Here is a 15341-nt window from a genome sequence, read left to right as displayed (position 1 = left end):
GAGAGTGCGTCGGCGAGCAGGGGTGATCAGTCGGCCGCGGTCAGGGTTCGGAGCTGGGCGAACGACTCGTCGATGGCGTCGCGCAGCTCCAGGTCGCCGTCGGCGTCGACCCAGCGCCGGAAGGCGACCCGGTACACCGCGGAGCCCGTTTCGGCGGCCAGGTCGGCCTCGGCGTCGCCGATGCCCCGCCGTCGGAGGCCGTCGGCGAGGGCGGCCGTCATCTGGGCGTGCTTGATCAATTCGCGTTCGCGGAGATCGGCGTTGGCCGTGATCACCGTGTGCCGGATCCGGGCGAGCTCGCGGTCGTGGCCGATCGTGTCGGCCACCGCACCGAGCGCGGCCGCGACGAGCTCCAGCGCCGACGCCGTGGCGGGCGCCCCCTCCAGCGCGGCCAGCGACTTCTCCTCCACTTCGGCCGCCGCGTCGAAGAGGACCTCGCGTTTGTCGGCGAAGTAGCGGAAGAAGGTGCGGGCGGTCACGCCGGCCCGTTCGGCGATGTCGTTCACCATGGTCTGGTCGAAGCCGCGTTCGAGGAACAGGTTCAGTGCGGCCTCGCGCAGCCGGCCACCGGCTCCCGGCTCCCATCGTCCCATCCCGCGAGCTTAGTGCGTCCGCTCCCGGCCCCGCACAGTGATGTCAGCTGATGACATGAGCGTGGTACGGTGATGTCATCAGCTGACATCACCCGCGAAAGGACCGGCCATGGCACTGCCCCAGGACACCGCCGCGACGCCCACGTTCATGGTGTTCGCGACCCTCCGCGACGACACCGACCTCGCGGAATTCGCCGCGTTGCGGGAGGACGAGCAGAAACAGCTGGAGGTGCTGCGCTCGGAAGGGCGGATCGGCGCCCATTACGTTTCCCCCGCCCGGCGGGCGACGTTCATCGAGGTCGTCGCCGCCGATGAGGCGCAAGTCGCGGAGACGCTGGCAACTCTGCCTTTCGCCCGCTTCTTCGACGCCGACGTCTACCCGACCACTCCCCCGGATCCCGCGGAGGTCGCGCACCGAGCGCGAGCGTGAGCCGCCACTTTCACTGTGGAGAAAGGGAAATGACAATGCTCAACCGCAGGAAGTTCCCGCTCGGCAAGGTGCTCATCTCGTTGTCCGCGACGGGGACACTGGTCGGCTCGTACGTCGCCGACTGGAACGAGACGCACATCCACAATCCGACGTGGCCGCCCCACGCCAAGTTCCACAACGCCCAAACCATGAGCATGGGCGCCGGGTTGTCCCTGGCCGCCCTGTACCAGCTGTGGAAACCGCGGCGGTCGCGTGAGTCGCTGGACAGCGCGGCGGTCATCGCGAGCCTGTACGGGCTCACCCAGCTCTCCGCCGTGCTCTACCCGGGAACCGCCAGTGTCGACCCGCCCCGCGAAGACAACTGGCCGCAGCTGAAGTACACCCTGCCCAGCCTCGGGCTGGTCCTGCTCGGCTACCTGACCGAGCGCTACCGGATCACCCGGAAATAAAGCTGGAGCGGTCGGCCGGTGCGAAGGGCCCTCCGGTCGTTTCCTCGATGACCTTCGACTCTGAGCGGCCTGCCCCGCCGTCCTTACCGTTGGACACCGCGCGTTCCGTACCCGGTGACCGAGGAGGTGGGGGGCTTGCTCAACGTGGCCGACGCTGTCGCGGAGACCCGTGACAGCGCACCACAAGCGAGTCCGGCCGACGAGACGCTGGCCGCGCTCGGGTCCTCGGCACGCGGCCTGGCCGGCTCCGAAGCCACCCGCCGGCTCGCCGCGCACGGGCGCAACGAGCTGGTCCACGCGCGGCAAGCGTCACTGCTCCGGCGGTTCGCGGGGCAGTTCACCGACCTGTTCGCCGTGGTCCTGATCGTCGCCGCGGGGATCACGTTCGTCGCCTACGTCCTCGGGAACCCGCCGGATCCGGGCAACCTGGAGCTGGCCGTCGCGATCCTCGCCGTCGTGGTGCTCAACGCGGTGATCGGGTTCGGGCAGGAGTACATGGCCGAGCGCACCGCCGAGGCGCTGCAGGCCATGGTGCCGCACCGGGCGCGGGTGATCCGCGACGGCGAGCGCGTCGAGGTCACGGCCGCCGAGCTGGTGCCCGGCGACCTGGTCGTGCTCGACGCCGGGGACGCCGTGTCCGCGGACTGCCGCGTGGTCGAGGCCCACGAGCTGACGGTCAACAACATGGCGCTGACCGGGGAAAGCTCCCCGGTCTGGCGCACCGCCGACGCCGTGCCCGCCGAGGTGCCCCGGCTCGAAGCCCGCAACCTGGTGTGGATGGGCACGACCGTCGCCGCCGGGGCGGGCAAGGCCGTGGTGACGGCGACCGGCCCGGGTACGGAGTTCGGCCGGATCTTCCGGCTGACCAGCCAGACCGCCGCGGACGTCAGCCCGCTGCGGCGGCAGGTCGCGATCATGGCGCGCCGGGTGGCCACCGCCGCGTTCGCGCTCGGCGTCCTGCTGTTCGCGGTGCGGCTGTCGGCCGGCAGCGAACTGGTGGCCACCTTCGTGTTCGCGCTCGGGGTGATGGTCGCGCTCGTGCCCGAAGGGCTCCCGGCGACGCTGTCGGTCGCGCTCGCGGTCGGCGTGCGGCGGATGGCCCGCCGGCACGCGCTGATCAAGAAGCTGGTGGCCGTCGAGACGCTCGGGTCTACCACGGTCGTCTGCACCGACAAGACCGGCACGCTGACCACGGCCGAGATGACCGTGCAGCAGGTGTGGGCGGCGGGCCACGCCCACCAGGTCACCGGAGCGGGCTACGCGCCCGAAGGCGAGGTGGCGGACCCCGGGCCGGTCCGTGAGCTGCTGCGCGTGGCCGCCCTCTGCTGCGACGCCCGGCTGGTTCCGCCGAGCGGGCGGCAGGGCTGGCGCGTGCTCGGTGACACCACCGAAGGCGCGTTGCTGGTCGCGGCGGCGAAGGCCGGCCTGGACCTCGACGCCGAGCGCCGGGCCGCCCCTCGCGCGGGCGAGCTGCCGTTCGACTCCGTGCGCAAGCTCATGACGACCATCCACACCCGGGACGGGCGCACCTGGGCCTACGTGAAAGGTGCGCCGCAGGAGCTGCTGGCGCGCTGCACGCGGATCCGGGACGAACACGGCGATCGGACGCTGGACGAGGCCGCCCGCCGCGGGGTGCTCACGGCCAACGACGAGATGGCGGGGTCGGCGCTGCGGGTGCTGGCGGTCGCGGTCCGGGAGGTTTCCGGTCCCGGGGCCGGGCACGACGAAGCCGAGAACGGCCTGACCCTGCTGGGCCTGGCCGGCATGCTCGACCCGCCCCGGCCGGAGGTCGTCGCCGCGGTCGCCGCCTGCCACGAAGCCGGGATCCGCGTGGTCATGGTGACCGGCGACTACGCGTTGACCGCCGAAGCGATCGCCCGGCGGGTCGGCATCCTCGGCCCGGGAACCGTCCCGCGCACCGTCACCGGCGCCGAGCTGGACCGGACCGGCGACGCGGACCTGCGCACGCTGCTCGGCGAATGTCCCGACGTGGTGTTCGCCCGGGTCAAGCCCGAACACAAGATGCGCGTGGTCGCGGCGTTCAAGGACCGCGGCGAGATCGTCGCGGTGACCGGGGACGGCGCCAACGACGCGCCCGCGCTGAAGCGGGCCGACATCGGCGTCGCGATGGGCGAGTCCGGCACCGACGTCGCCCGCGAAGCCGCGGTGATGGTGCTGCTGGACGACTCCTTCGCCTCCATCGCCGCCGCCGTCGAGCTCGGCCGCTCGGTCTACCAGAACATCCGCAAGTTCCTGATCTACCTGTTCAGCCACAACCTCGGCGAGCTCGTCCCGATCCTGGTCGCGACCGCCGTCGGGTTCCCGCTCGTGCCGCTGAGCGCGGTGCAGGTCCTCGCGATCGACCTCGGCTCCGACGTCCTCCCGGCGCTGGCCCTCGGCACCGAGCCACCCGAGCCCGGCATCATGCGGCGGCCGCCCCGAAGCCCGAAGCAGCCGTTGTTCTCCGCCGAGCTCGTCCGGCGGTTCCTGTTCCTCGGCTGCGTCCAAGCCGTCGTCGTCACCGGCGCGTTCTTCTGGCGCATCCACAGCGCGGGCATCCCGTTCGCCGCGTTCACCTACGACAATCCCGTGTACCGGGAAGCGCTCACCATGAGCCAGGCGGGGATCGTGCTCTGCCAGTTCTTCAACGGCTTCGCCGTGCGCAGCGACCGGCTCAGCATCTTCCGGATCGGTTTCCGGTCCAACCCGCACTACCTGGCGGCCCAGGGCGTCGCGCTGGCGATCATGGCGGCGATCAGCTACCTGCCGCCGCTGCAGGACCTGTTCCACACCGCACCGCTGTCCCTCACCGACTGGGGGCTGCTCATCGCGCTCGGCTCGCTGGTGCTCGTCGCCGACGAAATCCGCAAAGCCGTGCTGCGCCGCAAGGAGGCCCGCACGTGAAGGTGATCATCATGGGCTGCGGCCGGGTCGGCTCGACCCTGGCCCAGCAGCTGGCCGTGGACGGCCATGACGTGTGCGTGATCGACCGCGACTCCACGACCCGCGAGCTGCTGCCCGCTGGCTACGGAGGCGGCTTCGTGGTCGGCAACGGCTACCACCGGGAAGTCCTGCGGCGGGCCGGGATCGACGACGCCGACGCCTTCGTCGCGGTCACCTCCGGGGACAACACCAACATCGTCGGGGCCCGGATCGCCAAGGAGGACTACCGGGTTCCGCAGGTGGTGGCCCGCATCTACGACCCGCGCCGGGCCGACATCTACCGCGACCTGGGCATTCCCACGGTGGCGAGCGTCCGCTGGACCACCAACCGGATCCACCGGCTGCTCTCCCACCGCAACCTGGACCCGGACGCCGTCTTCGGCAACGGCGAAACCCTGCTCGTCCGGGAAACCCTGCCCGCGTGGTTCACCGGCCGGTCCTTCGGCGAATTCGAAGTCGCCGGCGAGATCCGCGTCATCGCGGTCACCCGCGACGGTGCGTCGTTCCTGCCCACCGGCGCGAGCGTCGCCACGGCCGGGGACACGGTCAGCTTCGCCGTCGCGGCGTCCGCACTGCCGCGGCTGTCCGCTTTCCTCGACAAGGAGCTCGGGACATGAACATCCTCGTCGTCGGCGCCGGCCGGCTCGGCGAACAGGCCGCCCACCTGCTCGCCGCCGCCGGCCACCGGACCACGGTCGTCGACCAGGACCAGAGCCGCCTCGACCGCCTCGACGGCGAACACCGCCTCGTCCACGGCGACGGCTGCGAACCCGCCGTCCTCGAGGCCGCCGGTGCCCTGCGCGCCGACCTGCTGATCGCCGCCACCGGCGAGGACGAGGACAACCTCGTCATCGCCCTGCTGGCCAAGCGGCAGTTCGCCGTCCGCCGGGTGCTGGCCCGCACCAACGACCCGGACAACGCCTGGCTCTTCGACCAGCGCTGGGGCGTCGACGTCGCGCTCCCCGCCGCCGCGCCGCTGGTGTCCCTGATCGAGGAAGCCGCCGGCGTCCGCGACACCATCGTCCTGATGCGCCTCGCCGCAGCGGGCGTCGAACTGATCGAGACCCGGATCGAGGAAACCTCGCCGTCGGCCGGCCGCCGGCTGGCCGACGTGACCCTGCCCCCGGCCACCGTCGTCGCCGCCGTCGTCCACAAAGGACAACCGGCGGTCCCGGAACCGGGCTACCGGCTCCATCCCGGCGACACGCTCCTCGTGGTCAGCAGCGGCGCGCGCGAACACGACATCCACGCGGCCTTCCAGCAGTAGAATGGAGTCGTGACGCTTTCCGGGGAACAGTGGTTGGCGCAGGTCTTTCGACCCGCGATAGCCGGGGTCAGCCGCGCTCGGCGCGAGCGGTCCGTCGGCATGGTTTCCGTGGATCCGTTGCGCCTGCTGGGAAGTCGGCTCGCGGCGCAGGTCGAGGCCCTCGGTGATACCGGGGTGCTCACCGACGAGCAGGAAAGCGCCGCGCTCGACGCCCTCGAGGAGGCCGGGATCAGGCCGGAAATCCGGACGGTGTCTGCCTCGTCGTCGTCCTCGACGGCCACGGGTGCCTTCGCTGCCGTGGCCGCGCGAGCGGGTTCGGCGCCGGTCGTCGCCCGCGAGCCGCTCGAACCGCCGACGCTGCGGAGTGTGCTGGCGGGGCCGCGACAGCTCGGCCACCTCGGCGGACGGCCGGTGACGCTGATTTCGGCGGAGCTGTGGAGCGACCGGTTCGTGGTCGACCTCTACACCAACCCCGGCCCGGAGCACCGCGACGAGCGGGTGCGGGCCTCGCGCGAGCAGCTGGAGTGGATCAAACGCCAACGCCGCGGGCAGGCCACCGAGCGCCCGGGCCGGGTGGTTGTCGGCTCGCCATTGGCCGACCTCACCTGGGAACTACGCGACGAGCCGGGCACCGCGTATCGCCGGACCGGCGGCTCGGCCGAGTCGGGAGACCATCTGGACCGGCAGCGCATGCAGTGGTCTCCGGCACCCCCCGCGCATTCCGGACGTCTGACGCTGCTCGCGACCGACACCACCGACGCGATCGTGCTCGACGCCGAAATCCCCCTCGCTCGATCGACCACGTGACGCTACAGCGGCAACATGTCCCCGACGATGCGGAGCTTCAGTTCCCACTGGCCCTGCTCCCCCGACGACCACGGGAATCCACCGTTGCCGAAGACCCAGTTCAAATAGGAGACGAACGGCATCCGAGCCTCCCAGGCGAACAACCCGTCGGCGCAGTCGTCGGGCAGGACGATGCCGTACGGCGCGCCGCCGCTGGTGTTGTCCTTGTGCAGCCGGTCGGGCGCGACGGGCAACTCGAACAGGCCGGCCGCGCCGGGATCCTCCGTCCGGCGATCCAGCCACTCGGCCCACTCGTCCTCGACGTACTCGCGCATCGACGCGTCACCGGGATAGCGCGACCCCTCCAGCTCGATCACCAGCGGATCAGCGGCCGCCGACGTGGGCCACTTCGGGTGCGTGCCCACGAGCCAGACGTCCCCGACGATCCGCAACCAGGACACCAAGGTCATCGGAACAGCACCGAACCGCTGCTGCAACCAGTCCGCGTGCGCGGCGGCCGCCGGGGTCGGCGGGACATGGCCCGGCACCGGAGTCTGCTCGTCGTCGTTGGCGTGGAAGCGATAGCCGTCCTCGGACAGCCGCTCGACGATGAGTTCGACGTTGTGACGGGCGCGTCGAGCCATCTCGTCGCAGACCAGCTGTGCCTCGTGGGCCCAGTCGGGTTCCCGGACCCGGCTGCCGAGCCCGCGCAGTTCCTGCCACACCTGTTCCCGCTGCCCGCTCCGGTAGCGGTCGAGCCAATTCGGCGAGGACACCATGCGACGATCTTGCCCGATCAGCTCCGGCGTTCTCACCTCGGCAGCGGATGTGCGAGAGTGCTCGGCCATGAACCATCTCGAACAGCTTCGGAGCACGGCGATCGAGCGCGGCGTCCCGGCCGAAGCGGCCGACCGGATCGGCCGCTTTCTCCGGGTGGCGATCTGGGTGTGCGCTCCCAACCGGTACGGCGCCGGATCGGCCGAGCAGCACGGTGGCGTCGTCGGACAGAACGGCGGGCTGCCCCGCCTGCCGGTCGGCACCGAATGGCCGTACGCCGACATCAGCGGCCTGGGCCGGTTGCCGCTTCCGTTCATCGCCTCGCTCGACTGCGCGAAGCTGCCGCGGGCCGACGGCCTCGAGCTCCCGGCGGACGGGTCGCTGCTGTTCTTCTTGGCGCACGAGCACGCGCTGCACTCGGACGACGAGCACGAGTTCGCGCGGGTCGTCCACGTTCCGGCCGGCACCGCCACCGCGCAGGTGGACCAGCCACCGCCCCACGACGACGACTGGTTCGAATCGGGTTTCCTCCGGCTGCGGTCCGACCTCGTCGCGCTGGTCCAGCCGGAGATGCCGGGCTGGTTCGACGAACCCGAGAACCTCGAGTTCGAGTCGGACGCCGTCCAGCTGCAGGTGGGCGACACCGCCCACCTCGAAGACCTCCGCACCTTGTTCGAGGAGCTCTGGCCGCAGGCGACCACGGGCGCCGACCTCTACCTCGGCGGCTATTCGATGGAGCTGGGCATCGGCGAGAACGCCGAGTACGGCATGGCGGAAGACTCGATCGCGCACGACGTGCCGGACCGCGACCGGCTCGTGGAGGAGGAGACGATCCGGCTGATGAGCGAGTGGCTACCGCTGGCCCAGTTCCAGTTGGAGGACCAGGTACACGTCGGCCGCTTCCTGATCCGCCACGAAGATCTGGCCGCCCGACGCTTCGACCGGGTTCGGTCGCTGACCATGTTCACGGAGTAGCCGAGTTCACGCACCGAGCCGGCGGCACGCCACGGCTGAATCCGATCGCCGCGACAACCGCGGGAATCCGAGTGCTATCGCCAGGTCGGCCCCTTATCCTGCGGCGATGTTCGCTCCCGACGACGGCACCAAGACCACGGCGCTGCTTCGAGCCCGACTGGGCTTGACACTGGACTCGGTAACCGAAGAAACGCACTGGTACCAAGGCCAGTGGAGCGCACTGCTGCGGTTCTGGCTCCATTTTCGGCGCGTCCCGGCTCTGAGGCTGCACGGCACGGGAGACCTGCTCCACCTCGCGGAATCAGTACCCGACAGCTCCTACGACATGGGCGAGTACGGCGAAGGCATAGTCCGTCCCGCTCAAGCGCCGAGCCTCCTCACGAGGTTCGTCGGCACCCGCCTCCGCGATGCCGTCCTGATCCGGGAGTCCGCCACGGAGCCATCCGTCGGTGGAGTCCTCCTCAGCTTCGACGCCGGCGACCTGACCATCGCGTCCATGGCGGACGAATGGCTGATCACCCTCGGCGAGATCCCTCCCGACGTCGCACAGCATCACCACATCGAGACAGTGACCATCACCGGTCGCCCACGGCACCGCCGGTGAAACGGCTCGGGACGGGCCGCTCCGCAAGCCGACCGAGAACATTCCGCAATCCCTGGCGGCCGGCTCAGTGGTTGAGGAGCGCGTAAATCCGCTTGGCGCCCTCGGCCACTTTGGCGACCGCGGGCGATCCGGTGATCTCGTGCGAGGTGAGGCTCACCCGGACCAGCGCGCGGCCGACGTGGAAGTAAACCGTGGCCCCGCCGGTCACGCTGTCCCCCACTGCACCGCAACTCACGTCGCCGACGGGCCCCGGCAGCGGGCTGCTGTCCTTTGTGGTCGCGTCGTAGGCGCACATGCGCTGGGCGTCGCCGGCCGCGACGGCCGGGCCCGCCGCGTAGATCGTCTGCTCGACGGACAGGCTCGCCGCATCCCGTTCGGTCCCGTCGAGCAGGGAAACGCGTTGGCAGGTGATCTGGACCGCGTTGTCGTTCACCACGTAGTTCTCGTCCACCGAGAACAAGTCCTTCTGCAGGCCATCGGTCGGCAGCCCGGTGACCGCGGTGAAGACCTCGGGTGGCATGGCGTCGCACGGCTCGGCGGTCAGCTGGTAGGGCTCCGGGTAGCGGTGCTCGGGCATCGGCCGGGGACCCGCGGCGACGTTCCTGGTGATACCGTCGATGAGCTTGGCCAGCACGGTTTCGCCGTCCGCTATCGCCGAGAAGTGGTCCACTTCGAGGGTGAAGGCGTTGACCGCGCCGTGTCCGCCGTCGGTGAAGGCCACCGTGACTTCGTCGTCGCCGTCATCCGGGCGACGGCGGTACTCGACGCCGTTGGCGGTTCCGGCCTTCCCCGCTTGCGGCGACGTGGCCAGACGCCAAGCGGAAGCGCTGGAGAGCTTGACATTGAGCGTCGTGAGCGTGATCTCCGGTTCGTCTCGGCGGCCGGCGGCTCGTTGGAGGTGGCCGCCGCAGGAGATCGGCTCGAACGTGGTGCCTGCCAGCTCCGGACGGTCGGCGCCCGGGCTGAGGCGGGTGCCGCCGGCGAGAGCGTGGTCGGTGTACTTCAGCCCGGCGGCGGCGATGACGTCGTTGGTGAGCACGGCGCACGGGTAGTACACCGGCGTGCCCTCGTACTGGGCCACCGGCTCGCTGCCTGGTTTCTCGATCAGGATGTTCGTCCGCAGGCCACCCAGCTGAGTCTCCGGGGCGGGCCGACAAGCGGCGAGGCCGAGCATCGTCACCAGCACGACAGCAGCCCGAAGACGGTGGGTCATTCATTCCTCCCCAGAACGATGCTCGGAAAGCTATCGCACCGGCGGACGCCGCCGGCGCGGCAGCCTCGGCTTTCTGCTTGAGCTCGCCGGTCAGTCGAAAGATCAGGCCAGATCCGCGGATGTTACGGGTGTAACATGTCGATGTGACGAGCGAAGCCGACAGCGCGGGCTGGCTGGTGATCAGCGTGTCCACCGCCGGTGCGGCCGCGACACTGCGCGTGCAGGTCTGGCGCAAACTCCGTTCCCTGGGCGCGCTTTACCTGCAGCAATCCGTGTGCCTGCTGCCCGCCAGGCCCGGCGTCGTCCGCGAGATCCGCCGCCTGACCGACCGGGTCCGGCACCAGGGCGGCGTCGCGCGGGTGCTGTCGATGGCCTTCACCGACCCGGCCGAGGAACAGGCCGTGATCACCGAGCTCAACGCCGCCCGTGATGCCGAATACGCCGAAGTTCTGGGACGCCTTCCCGAACTGCGCCGGGAGCTGGCCGAGGAGCAGGCCCGCGGCAACGCCACCTACGCCGAGGTCGAGGAATCCGAAGCCGACCTCCAGCGCTTCCGCAGCTGGCTGGACAAGATCGCCGCCCGCGACTACTTCGCCGCTCCCGGGAGCGCGGCCGCTCGCGAGGCCGTCGACGAGGCCGCCGCCGAACTCGCCGCGTTCGAAGAAGCCGCCCTCCACGCCGATGGTCTCCCGCCTGCCGCGGAGCGGCCATGACCGGCTCGTTCTGGTGGGACCTGCTCATCGGCGTCGCCGCCGCGCTGCTGCTCGCGTGGCTCGCCCTGGTCACCGCGCTCGTGATCGTCCGGCCACGCGGCGGCCTGCTGCGGGAGGCCCTGCGGCTGCTGCCCGACGTCCTGCGCCTGATCCGCCGGCTCGCCGCCGACAAGTCCCTGCCCCGCGGCGTCCGCATCCGGCTCGGGTTGTTGCTGACCTATCTCGCGCTGCCGATCGACCTGATCCCGGACTTCATCCCGGTCCTCGGCTACGCCGACGACGCGATCATCGTCACCGCCGTCCTCCGCGGTGTCGTCCGCCGAGCCGGACTCGACGCCGTCCGCGCCCACTGGCCCGGCACCGACGACGGCTTCGCGGCACTGATCCGCTTGACCGGCCTTCGGTCGCCCGCGACCTGATCCGGTCGCGGGTTGCCCAGGCGACACACTCGTGGTGGTGTTCCTGGTCGAGCGAGTGACCGGAAGCGAGGTGTCCATGCACCACCCCGGGCTTTCGGCGTGGCGGTTCGTGGTCGCCTTCGGCACGGTCAGCCTGCTGATGGACTTCGTCTACGAGGGCGCGCGCTCGATCACCGGCCCGCTGCTGGCCGGGCTGGGCGCCTCCGCCGCCGTCGTCGGGATCGTCACCGGCGCCGGCGAGGCCGCCGCGCTCGGCCTGCGGCTGGTCTCCGGACCGCTGGCCGACCGCACCCGCCGCTTCTGGGGCCTCACGATCGGCGGCTACGCGCTGACCGCACTCAGCGTGCCCCTGCTCGGCCTGACCGGCGTCCTCTGGGTGGCCTGCGCCCTGGTCATCGCCGAACGCGTCGGCAAAGCCGTGCGATCGCCCGCGAAAGACACGCTGCTCTCCCACGCCACCGCCGTCACCGGACGCGGCCGCGGCTTCGCCGTCCACGAGGCCATGGACCAGGTCGGCGCCCTGGTCGGCCCGCTGACCGTGGCGGGCGTCCTCGCGGCGAACGGTGGCTACGGCACGGCACTGGGCGTGCTCGCCGTGCCGGGCGTGGCGGCGCTCGCACTGCTGGCGTGGCTGCGCGGACGCGTTCCCGACCCGGCGGCCTACGAAACCGCCGTCACCCCGGCACAACCGCGGCACACAACGGAAAAGCCCGCGCGCCTGCCACGCACGTTCTGGGTGTACGCGTGCTTCACCGCCACCACGATGGCCGGGTTCGCCACCTTCGGCGTGCTCTCGTTCCACCTCGTCGAGCGCCACCTGCTCTCCCCCGCCGTGGTTCCGGTGCTCTACGCCGCGGCCATGGCCGCCGACGCGCTCGCCGCACTGGCGACCGGCTGGCTCTACGACCGCACCGGTCCGCGCACCCTGGTGATCCTGCCGCTGCTGGCCGCGGCCGTACCGGTGCTGGCGTTCACGGACACGGTCTGGCCGGTCGTACTGGGCGCACTCGTGTGGGGCGCCGCGACCGGCGTCCAGGAATCCACCCTGCGCGCGGTCGTCGCCGACCTCGTCCCCGGCCCGCGCCGCGCCACCGCCTACGGCGTCTTCGCCGGCGTCATGGGCATCGCCACCCTCGGCGGCGGCGCCCTCACCGGCGCCCTCTACGGGTATTCGGTGGAAGCCTTGATCATCGTGGTCGCCGCCATCCAGGCCGCCGCGCTGCTCCTGCTCGCCGGCACCCGGTGGCGGTACGCCCGAACCGGTGCCTGACGTGGAGCCGTCTGTCGCCGGAAATTCACCGGACAGGCACGTTCCCGGTCGCCTTCCGGCGACGCGCGGCAGCCACCATTCCGGAGCCCCAACGAGACGAGGAGGTTCCGTGCCCGCTTCCCTGCTTTCCCGGACCGCGCGGCGGCTCGCCGTGACCGTCACCGCCGTGGCTGCCACGCTCGGTGTCAGCACCGCGGTCGCCGATGCGACCGTGTACAGCTCCTGCACGCAGTCGCGCTGCTCGGATGCCCGCTCGGCCAACACGACCTGGCAGAGCAAGGGCTACCCCGGCACCCGCGGCTGGTACGACTGGCCCGGCGGCCAGTGCAACTACGCGGGCGGCACCTACCAGAACCGCGAAGGCGAACTCCCGGCCGGCCACGCGTTCCGCGAGTTCGACGTCTACCCACGCACGTGCGGCGCAGCCCGCGACGCCTACCGGATCGTCGTCGACCTGACCACCGGCGTGGTGTGGTTCTCGCCCAACCACTACACGGACTTCTACCAGATCTGAGTCCGCCGAAGTTAGGGCTCCTGTTCAAAGCGCAGCGTCAAAACCGATTTCTCGCATCTTCCCGGGTGAGAAGACGATGACGATCTCGTCGCCGCCGACGAACGCGCGCCGCCACTCCGGTGGCCGTGGGATGGCAGCGACGAACCACACCGGTCCCGCGGCGAAGTCGAGACGCACCGCCGTGGGCACGTCCACAGCGCGCGCAGGTCCGACGACGCTGCCATCGGATCGCCGGCTCGGCCCCAGTTCCAGCCGCTGCCAACGGGCGGCGGTGCCGAGTACCGGCGTTCCGAGGTACCGGTCCCACGTACTCCCGGCGCCGGGACCGACCCGCTCCGGGCCGCCCTCTCCCAAGACGAGGTGGTCTTCGATCCGGTCGTGGAAGACTTCGACGCCGTAGGGGAAGAAGGTACTGGTCCAGGTCAGCGAAACCGGCCCCACGTCGGTGGCGAGCCCGACGCCCAGGACAGCGTGGTGCCAGTCGCCGTAGTCCCATCGTGCCGGTTCCGAGTCGAAGTTGTGGACGTCCCAGTAGTCGACCGCCAAGACCCGACGGCCTCGGAGCCCGCTCAGCCGCGACTCGAAGCGTGCGCGCGGATCCTCAACCGCATCGACCGATTCCACGCCATCATCCTTCCCCGCTACCCGTTCGCCGGCTACCGGACCGTACTCCGGCTCCGCCTGACCACCTCCCGCCACCGGAAGCCGTCGCGGTGCAGCGCGATCGCGATGAGAACCACAACGGCCACCTCGGCCAGGACGCTCAGCAACGCCTGGGGCGCCGGCTGGAAGCCCCGCTCGGAAAAGCCGAACAGCCCGGTCGTCCGCGACAGCACGAAGCCCGCCAAGGCGCCCGCCGCCAGGGCCGCCGCGGTGAGCCGCAGCAGGAGGGGGCTGCCCGCCAGCAGCAGCAACGCCACCGCCATCGATGCCGACGCCTGTACCAGGAACGCCGGGCCGATCACCGGGATCACCCGGTACCCGTCGACGTACAGCTGTGCGTGGAGGAAGCCGGTGCCCGCCAGGCACACCGCTGTCGCGATCCGCAGGAGGAGGTTCATGCCAGCTTCACGTCCTTCACCGCCAGGCCCGGCTGCCCGGGCCGGTAGGACACTTCGCGGATGCCCAGCGCGTCGGCGAGCTTGCCGGCCGGCAGGGTCACCGGCGTCGGGGCCGGGCGCGTGCCCGGCTGCGGCAGCGGGTACGCCGTCGTCGTCGCGCTGTGGAAGGTGATGTTCCCTTCGGTCTTCGTGAACAGCTGGTGCACGTGCCCGTTGAGGCACGTCACCGACGAGAACCGCCGCAGGTAGGACAGCGCTTGGGTGGCGTCGTCGGTGCCCCAGCCCCACGCCGGGTACATCGCGAACAGCGGGATGTGGCTGAACACCACGATCGGCGTGTCCGAGCCGAGCTTCGCGACGTCCTTGCGGACGAACTCCAGCTGGTCCGGCCCGAGGTGACCGAGCTTCTCCAGGCTCAGCGTGTTCACCAGCGCGATGAAGTGGACCCCCTTGACGTCGAAGCTGTACCAGCCGTCGCCCGCGGTGCCGGCGCCGAAGGCCTGCCGGTACTTCTGCCCGGCGTCGTCGACCGAGTCGTGCTCGCCGGGCACCGTGGACACGTCCCCGGTGTTCAGCGTGCCCATCATCTGCTTGACCTGGTCGAATTGCGCGGGCGTCGACAGGTGGGTCAAGTCGCCGGTGTGCATCACGAAGTCCGGCCGGTAGCCCAGCCCGTTGATCTGGGTGAGCGCCTGGGAAAACGACGACTCGACGGCGGTGTTGGCCGGGCCCTTGAACCCGAGGTGGCTGTCGCTGATCTGGACGAACCGCAGCGCGTTCGGGTCGTCGGCGACCGCTGCCTCGCCGGGTGTGGCGATCCGGCTGATCACCTCGCCGCCGGTCACTGTGAGGACCACCGCGGCGCCGAACCACGCCGTGTGGCGCAGCAGCTGCCGCCTCGTCATGCCCTCCGGGTCACGCTCTTCGGTCACGGCGTCACCGTCACGGTCGCGGTCATGAACGGGTGGATGGTGCACAGGTACTCGAACGTGCCCGGTGTCGTGAAAGTGTACGAATAGGACTGTCCGGTTTGGAGGGTCGGGGACCGCAGCGGGCCACCGGAGCCGGTGCTGGTGACCGTGTGCGGGTCCTGGTCGGAGTTGGTCCAGGTGACCGTGGTGCCCTTCTTCACCGTCGTCGCCGCGGGCGCGAACGCGAAGTCCTTGATGGCCACCGTGTTCGAGGTGGCGGCCACCGGCGGCGACGGCGGCGCGGCCATGCTCGTCATGGCGGGCATCGACGGCGGCGACGCCGCGGGCGGCGCCGGCGCGGTACAGGCCGTGAGCGCCAGCGCCGCCGCGCCGGCGAGCAGAAAGTGTTTCACCCC

At 70.9% G+C, this 15341-nt stretch carries 19 protein-coding genes; 12 read left to right on the top strand and 7 right to left on the bottom strand.

All coding sequences use genetic code 11. From position 1 onward, the window contains the following. Positions 1-26: 26 nt before the first annotated feature. Entirely contained in the window at positions 27-593 is a 567-nt protein-coding gene (locus tag H4696_RS04890) for a TetR family transcriptional regulator (protein ID WP_086859715.1), read from the bottom strand. A 109-nt stretch (positions 594-702) separates the two neighbouring features. Between H4696_RS04890 and H4696_RS04885 the strand changes: the two genes are divergently transcribed. The 6 genes from H4696_RS04885 (at position 703) to H4696_RS04860 (ending at position 6489) form a co-directional block, all read left to right on the top strand. After that, complete coding sequence (locus H4696_RS04885) at positions 703-1023, top strand: muconolactone Delta-isomerase family protein (protein ID WP_086864199.1); 321 nt, start codon at positions 703-705, stop codon at positions 1021-1023. Positions 1024-1058: 35 nt separating this feature from the next. Continuing rightward, entirely contained in the window at positions 1059-1472 is a 414-nt protein-coding gene (locus tag H4696_RS04880) for a DUF6640 family protein (protein ID WP_225955586.1), read from the top strand. A 144-nt stretch (positions 1473-1616) separates the two neighbouring features. After that, positions 1617-4376 carry a cation-translocating P-type ATPase gene (locus tag H4696_RS04875; RefSeq protein ID WP_086864210.1) on the top strand — a complete coding sequence of 920 codons (2760 nt, stop codon included), beginning with the start codon at positions 1617-1619 and terminating at the stop codon, positions 4374-4376. Then, positions 4373-5032, top strand: a complete 660-nt coding sequence (locus tag H4696_RS04870; RefSeq protein WP_086864201.1) for a potassium channel family protein — start codon at positions 4373-4375, stop codon at positions 5030-5032. The genes H4696_RS04875 and H4696_RS04870 overlap by 4 nt, the downstream gene beginning before the upstream one ends. Beyond that, positions 5029-5682 (top strand): potassium channel family protein, encoded by a 654-nt coding sequence (locus H4696_RS04865; protein ID WP_086864202.1) that lies wholly within the window; start codon positions 5029-5031, stop codon positions 5680-5682. The genes H4696_RS04870 and H4696_RS04865 overlap by 4 nt, the downstream gene beginning before the upstream one ends. A 9-nt stretch (positions 5683-5691) precedes the next feature. Further along, positions 5692-6489 (top strand): hypothetical protein, encoded by a 798-nt coding sequence (locus H4696_RS04860; protein WP_192782079.1) that lies wholly within the window; start codon positions 5692-5694, stop codon positions 6487-6489. A gap of 2 nt (positions 6490-6491) precedes the next feature. Here the strand turns inward: H4696_RS04860 and H4696_RS04855 are convergent, their stop codons facing one another. Continuing rightward, on the bottom strand, positions 6492-7247 hold the full coding sequence (locus tag H4696_RS04855; protein WP_086864204.1) for a hypothetical protein: 756 nt from the start codon (positions 7245-7247) through the stop codon (positions 6492-6494). A gap of 67 nt (positions 7248-7314) precedes the next feature. Between H4696_RS04855 and H4696_RS04850 the strand changes: the two genes are divergently transcribed. Then, positions 7315-8220, top strand: a complete 906-nt coding sequence (locus H4696_RS04850; protein ID WP_086864205.1) for a DUF1963 domain-containing protein — start codon at positions 7315-7317, stop codon at positions 8218-8220. A gap of 106 nt (positions 8221-8326) precedes the next feature. Beyond that, positions 8327-8824: a hypothetical protein gene (locus H4696_RS04845; RefSeq protein WP_086864206.1), complete on the top strand. Its 498-nt coding sequence runs from the start codon at positions 8327-8329 to the stop codon at positions 8822-8824. Positions 8825-8888: 64 nt separating this feature from the next. Here H4696_RS04845 and H4696_RS04840 read toward each other — a convergent pair whose 3' ends face one another. Continuing rightward, the gene (locus tag H4696_RS04840; RefSeq protein WP_143265356.1) at positions 8889-10037 is read right to left on the bottom strand and encodes a hypothetical protein; all 1149 of its coding nucleotides are present in this window, start codon (positions 10035-10037) and stop codon (positions 8889-8891) included. 143 nt (positions 10038-10180) lie between these two features. Here H4696_RS04840 and H4696_RS04835 point away from each other — a divergent pair, with 143 nt between their 5' ends. From H4696_RS04835 to H4696_RS04820, 4 genes are all read left to right on the top strand, one after another. After that, entirely contained in the window at positions 10181-10750 is a 570-nt protein-coding gene (locus tag H4696_RS04835; RefSeq protein ID WP_086864208.1) for a Chromate resistance protein ChrB, read from the top strand. Further along, positions 10747-11169 carry a YkvA family protein gene (locus H4696_RS04830; protein WP_086864209.1) on the top strand — a complete coding sequence of 141 codons (423 nt, stop codon included), beginning with the start codon at positions 10747-10749 and terminating at the stop codon, positions 11167-11169. The genes H4696_RS04835 and H4696_RS04830 overlap by 4 nt, the downstream gene beginning before the upstream one ends. 37 nt (positions 11170-11206) lie before the next feature. Continuing rightward, positions 11207-12439: an MFS transporter gene (locus H4696_RS04825; RefSeq protein WP_338078652.1), complete on the top strand. Its 1233-nt coding sequence runs from the start codon at positions 11207-11209 to the stop codon at positions 12437-12439. Positions 12440-12548: 109 nt separating this feature from the next. Then, a complete protein-coding gene (locus H4696_RS04820) occupies positions 12549-12953 on the top strand; it encodes a ribonuclease domain-containing protein (protein WP_086864583.1) in 405 nt (134 codons plus the stop codon). A 24-nt stretch (positions 12954-12977) separates the two neighbouring features. On the opposite strand, the gene H4696_RS04815 is transcribed toward H4696_RS04820, so the two are convergent. Genes H4696_RS04815 through H4696_RS04800 form a run of 4 tightly spaced genes read right to left on the bottom strand, consistent with a single transcriptional unit; the run spans position 12978 to position 15338 of the window. Then, positions 12978-13577, bottom strand: coding sequence for a hypothetical protein (locus H4696_RS04815; RefSeq protein ID WP_086864582.1), 600 nt, complete (start codon positions 13575-13577; stop codon positions 12978-12980). Positions 13578-13609: 32 nt separating this feature from the next. Then, positions 13610-14014 (bottom strand): hypothetical protein, encoded by a 405-nt coding sequence (locus H4696_RS04810; RefSeq protein WP_086864581.1) that lies wholly within the window; start codon positions 14012-14014, stop codon positions 13610-13612. After that, positions 14011-14946 (bottom strand): metallophosphoesterase family protein, encoded by a 936-nt coding sequence (locus H4696_RS04805; RefSeq protein WP_086864580.1) that lies wholly within the window; start codon positions 14944-14946, stop codon positions 14011-14013. The genes H4696_RS04810 and H4696_RS04805 overlap by 4 nt, the downstream gene beginning before the upstream one ends. Further along, positions 14943-15338, bottom strand: a complete 396-nt coding sequence (locus tag H4696_RS04800; RefSeq protein ID WP_249027223.1) for a plastocyanin/azurin family copper-binding protein — start codon at positions 15336-15338, stop codon at positions 14943-14945. The genes H4696_RS04805 and H4696_RS04800 overlap by 4 nt, the downstream gene beginning before the upstream one ends. Positions 15339-15341: the final 3 nt, after the last annotated feature.

The organism is Amycolatopsis lexingtonensis, from assembly GCF_014873755.1.
GTDB classification, from domain to species: Bacteria; Actinomycetota; Actinomycetes; order Mycobacteriales; family Pseudonocardiaceae; genus Amycolatopsis; species Amycolatopsis lexingtonensis.
This window is presented reverse-complemented; position numbering and strand designations above follow the sequence as displayed.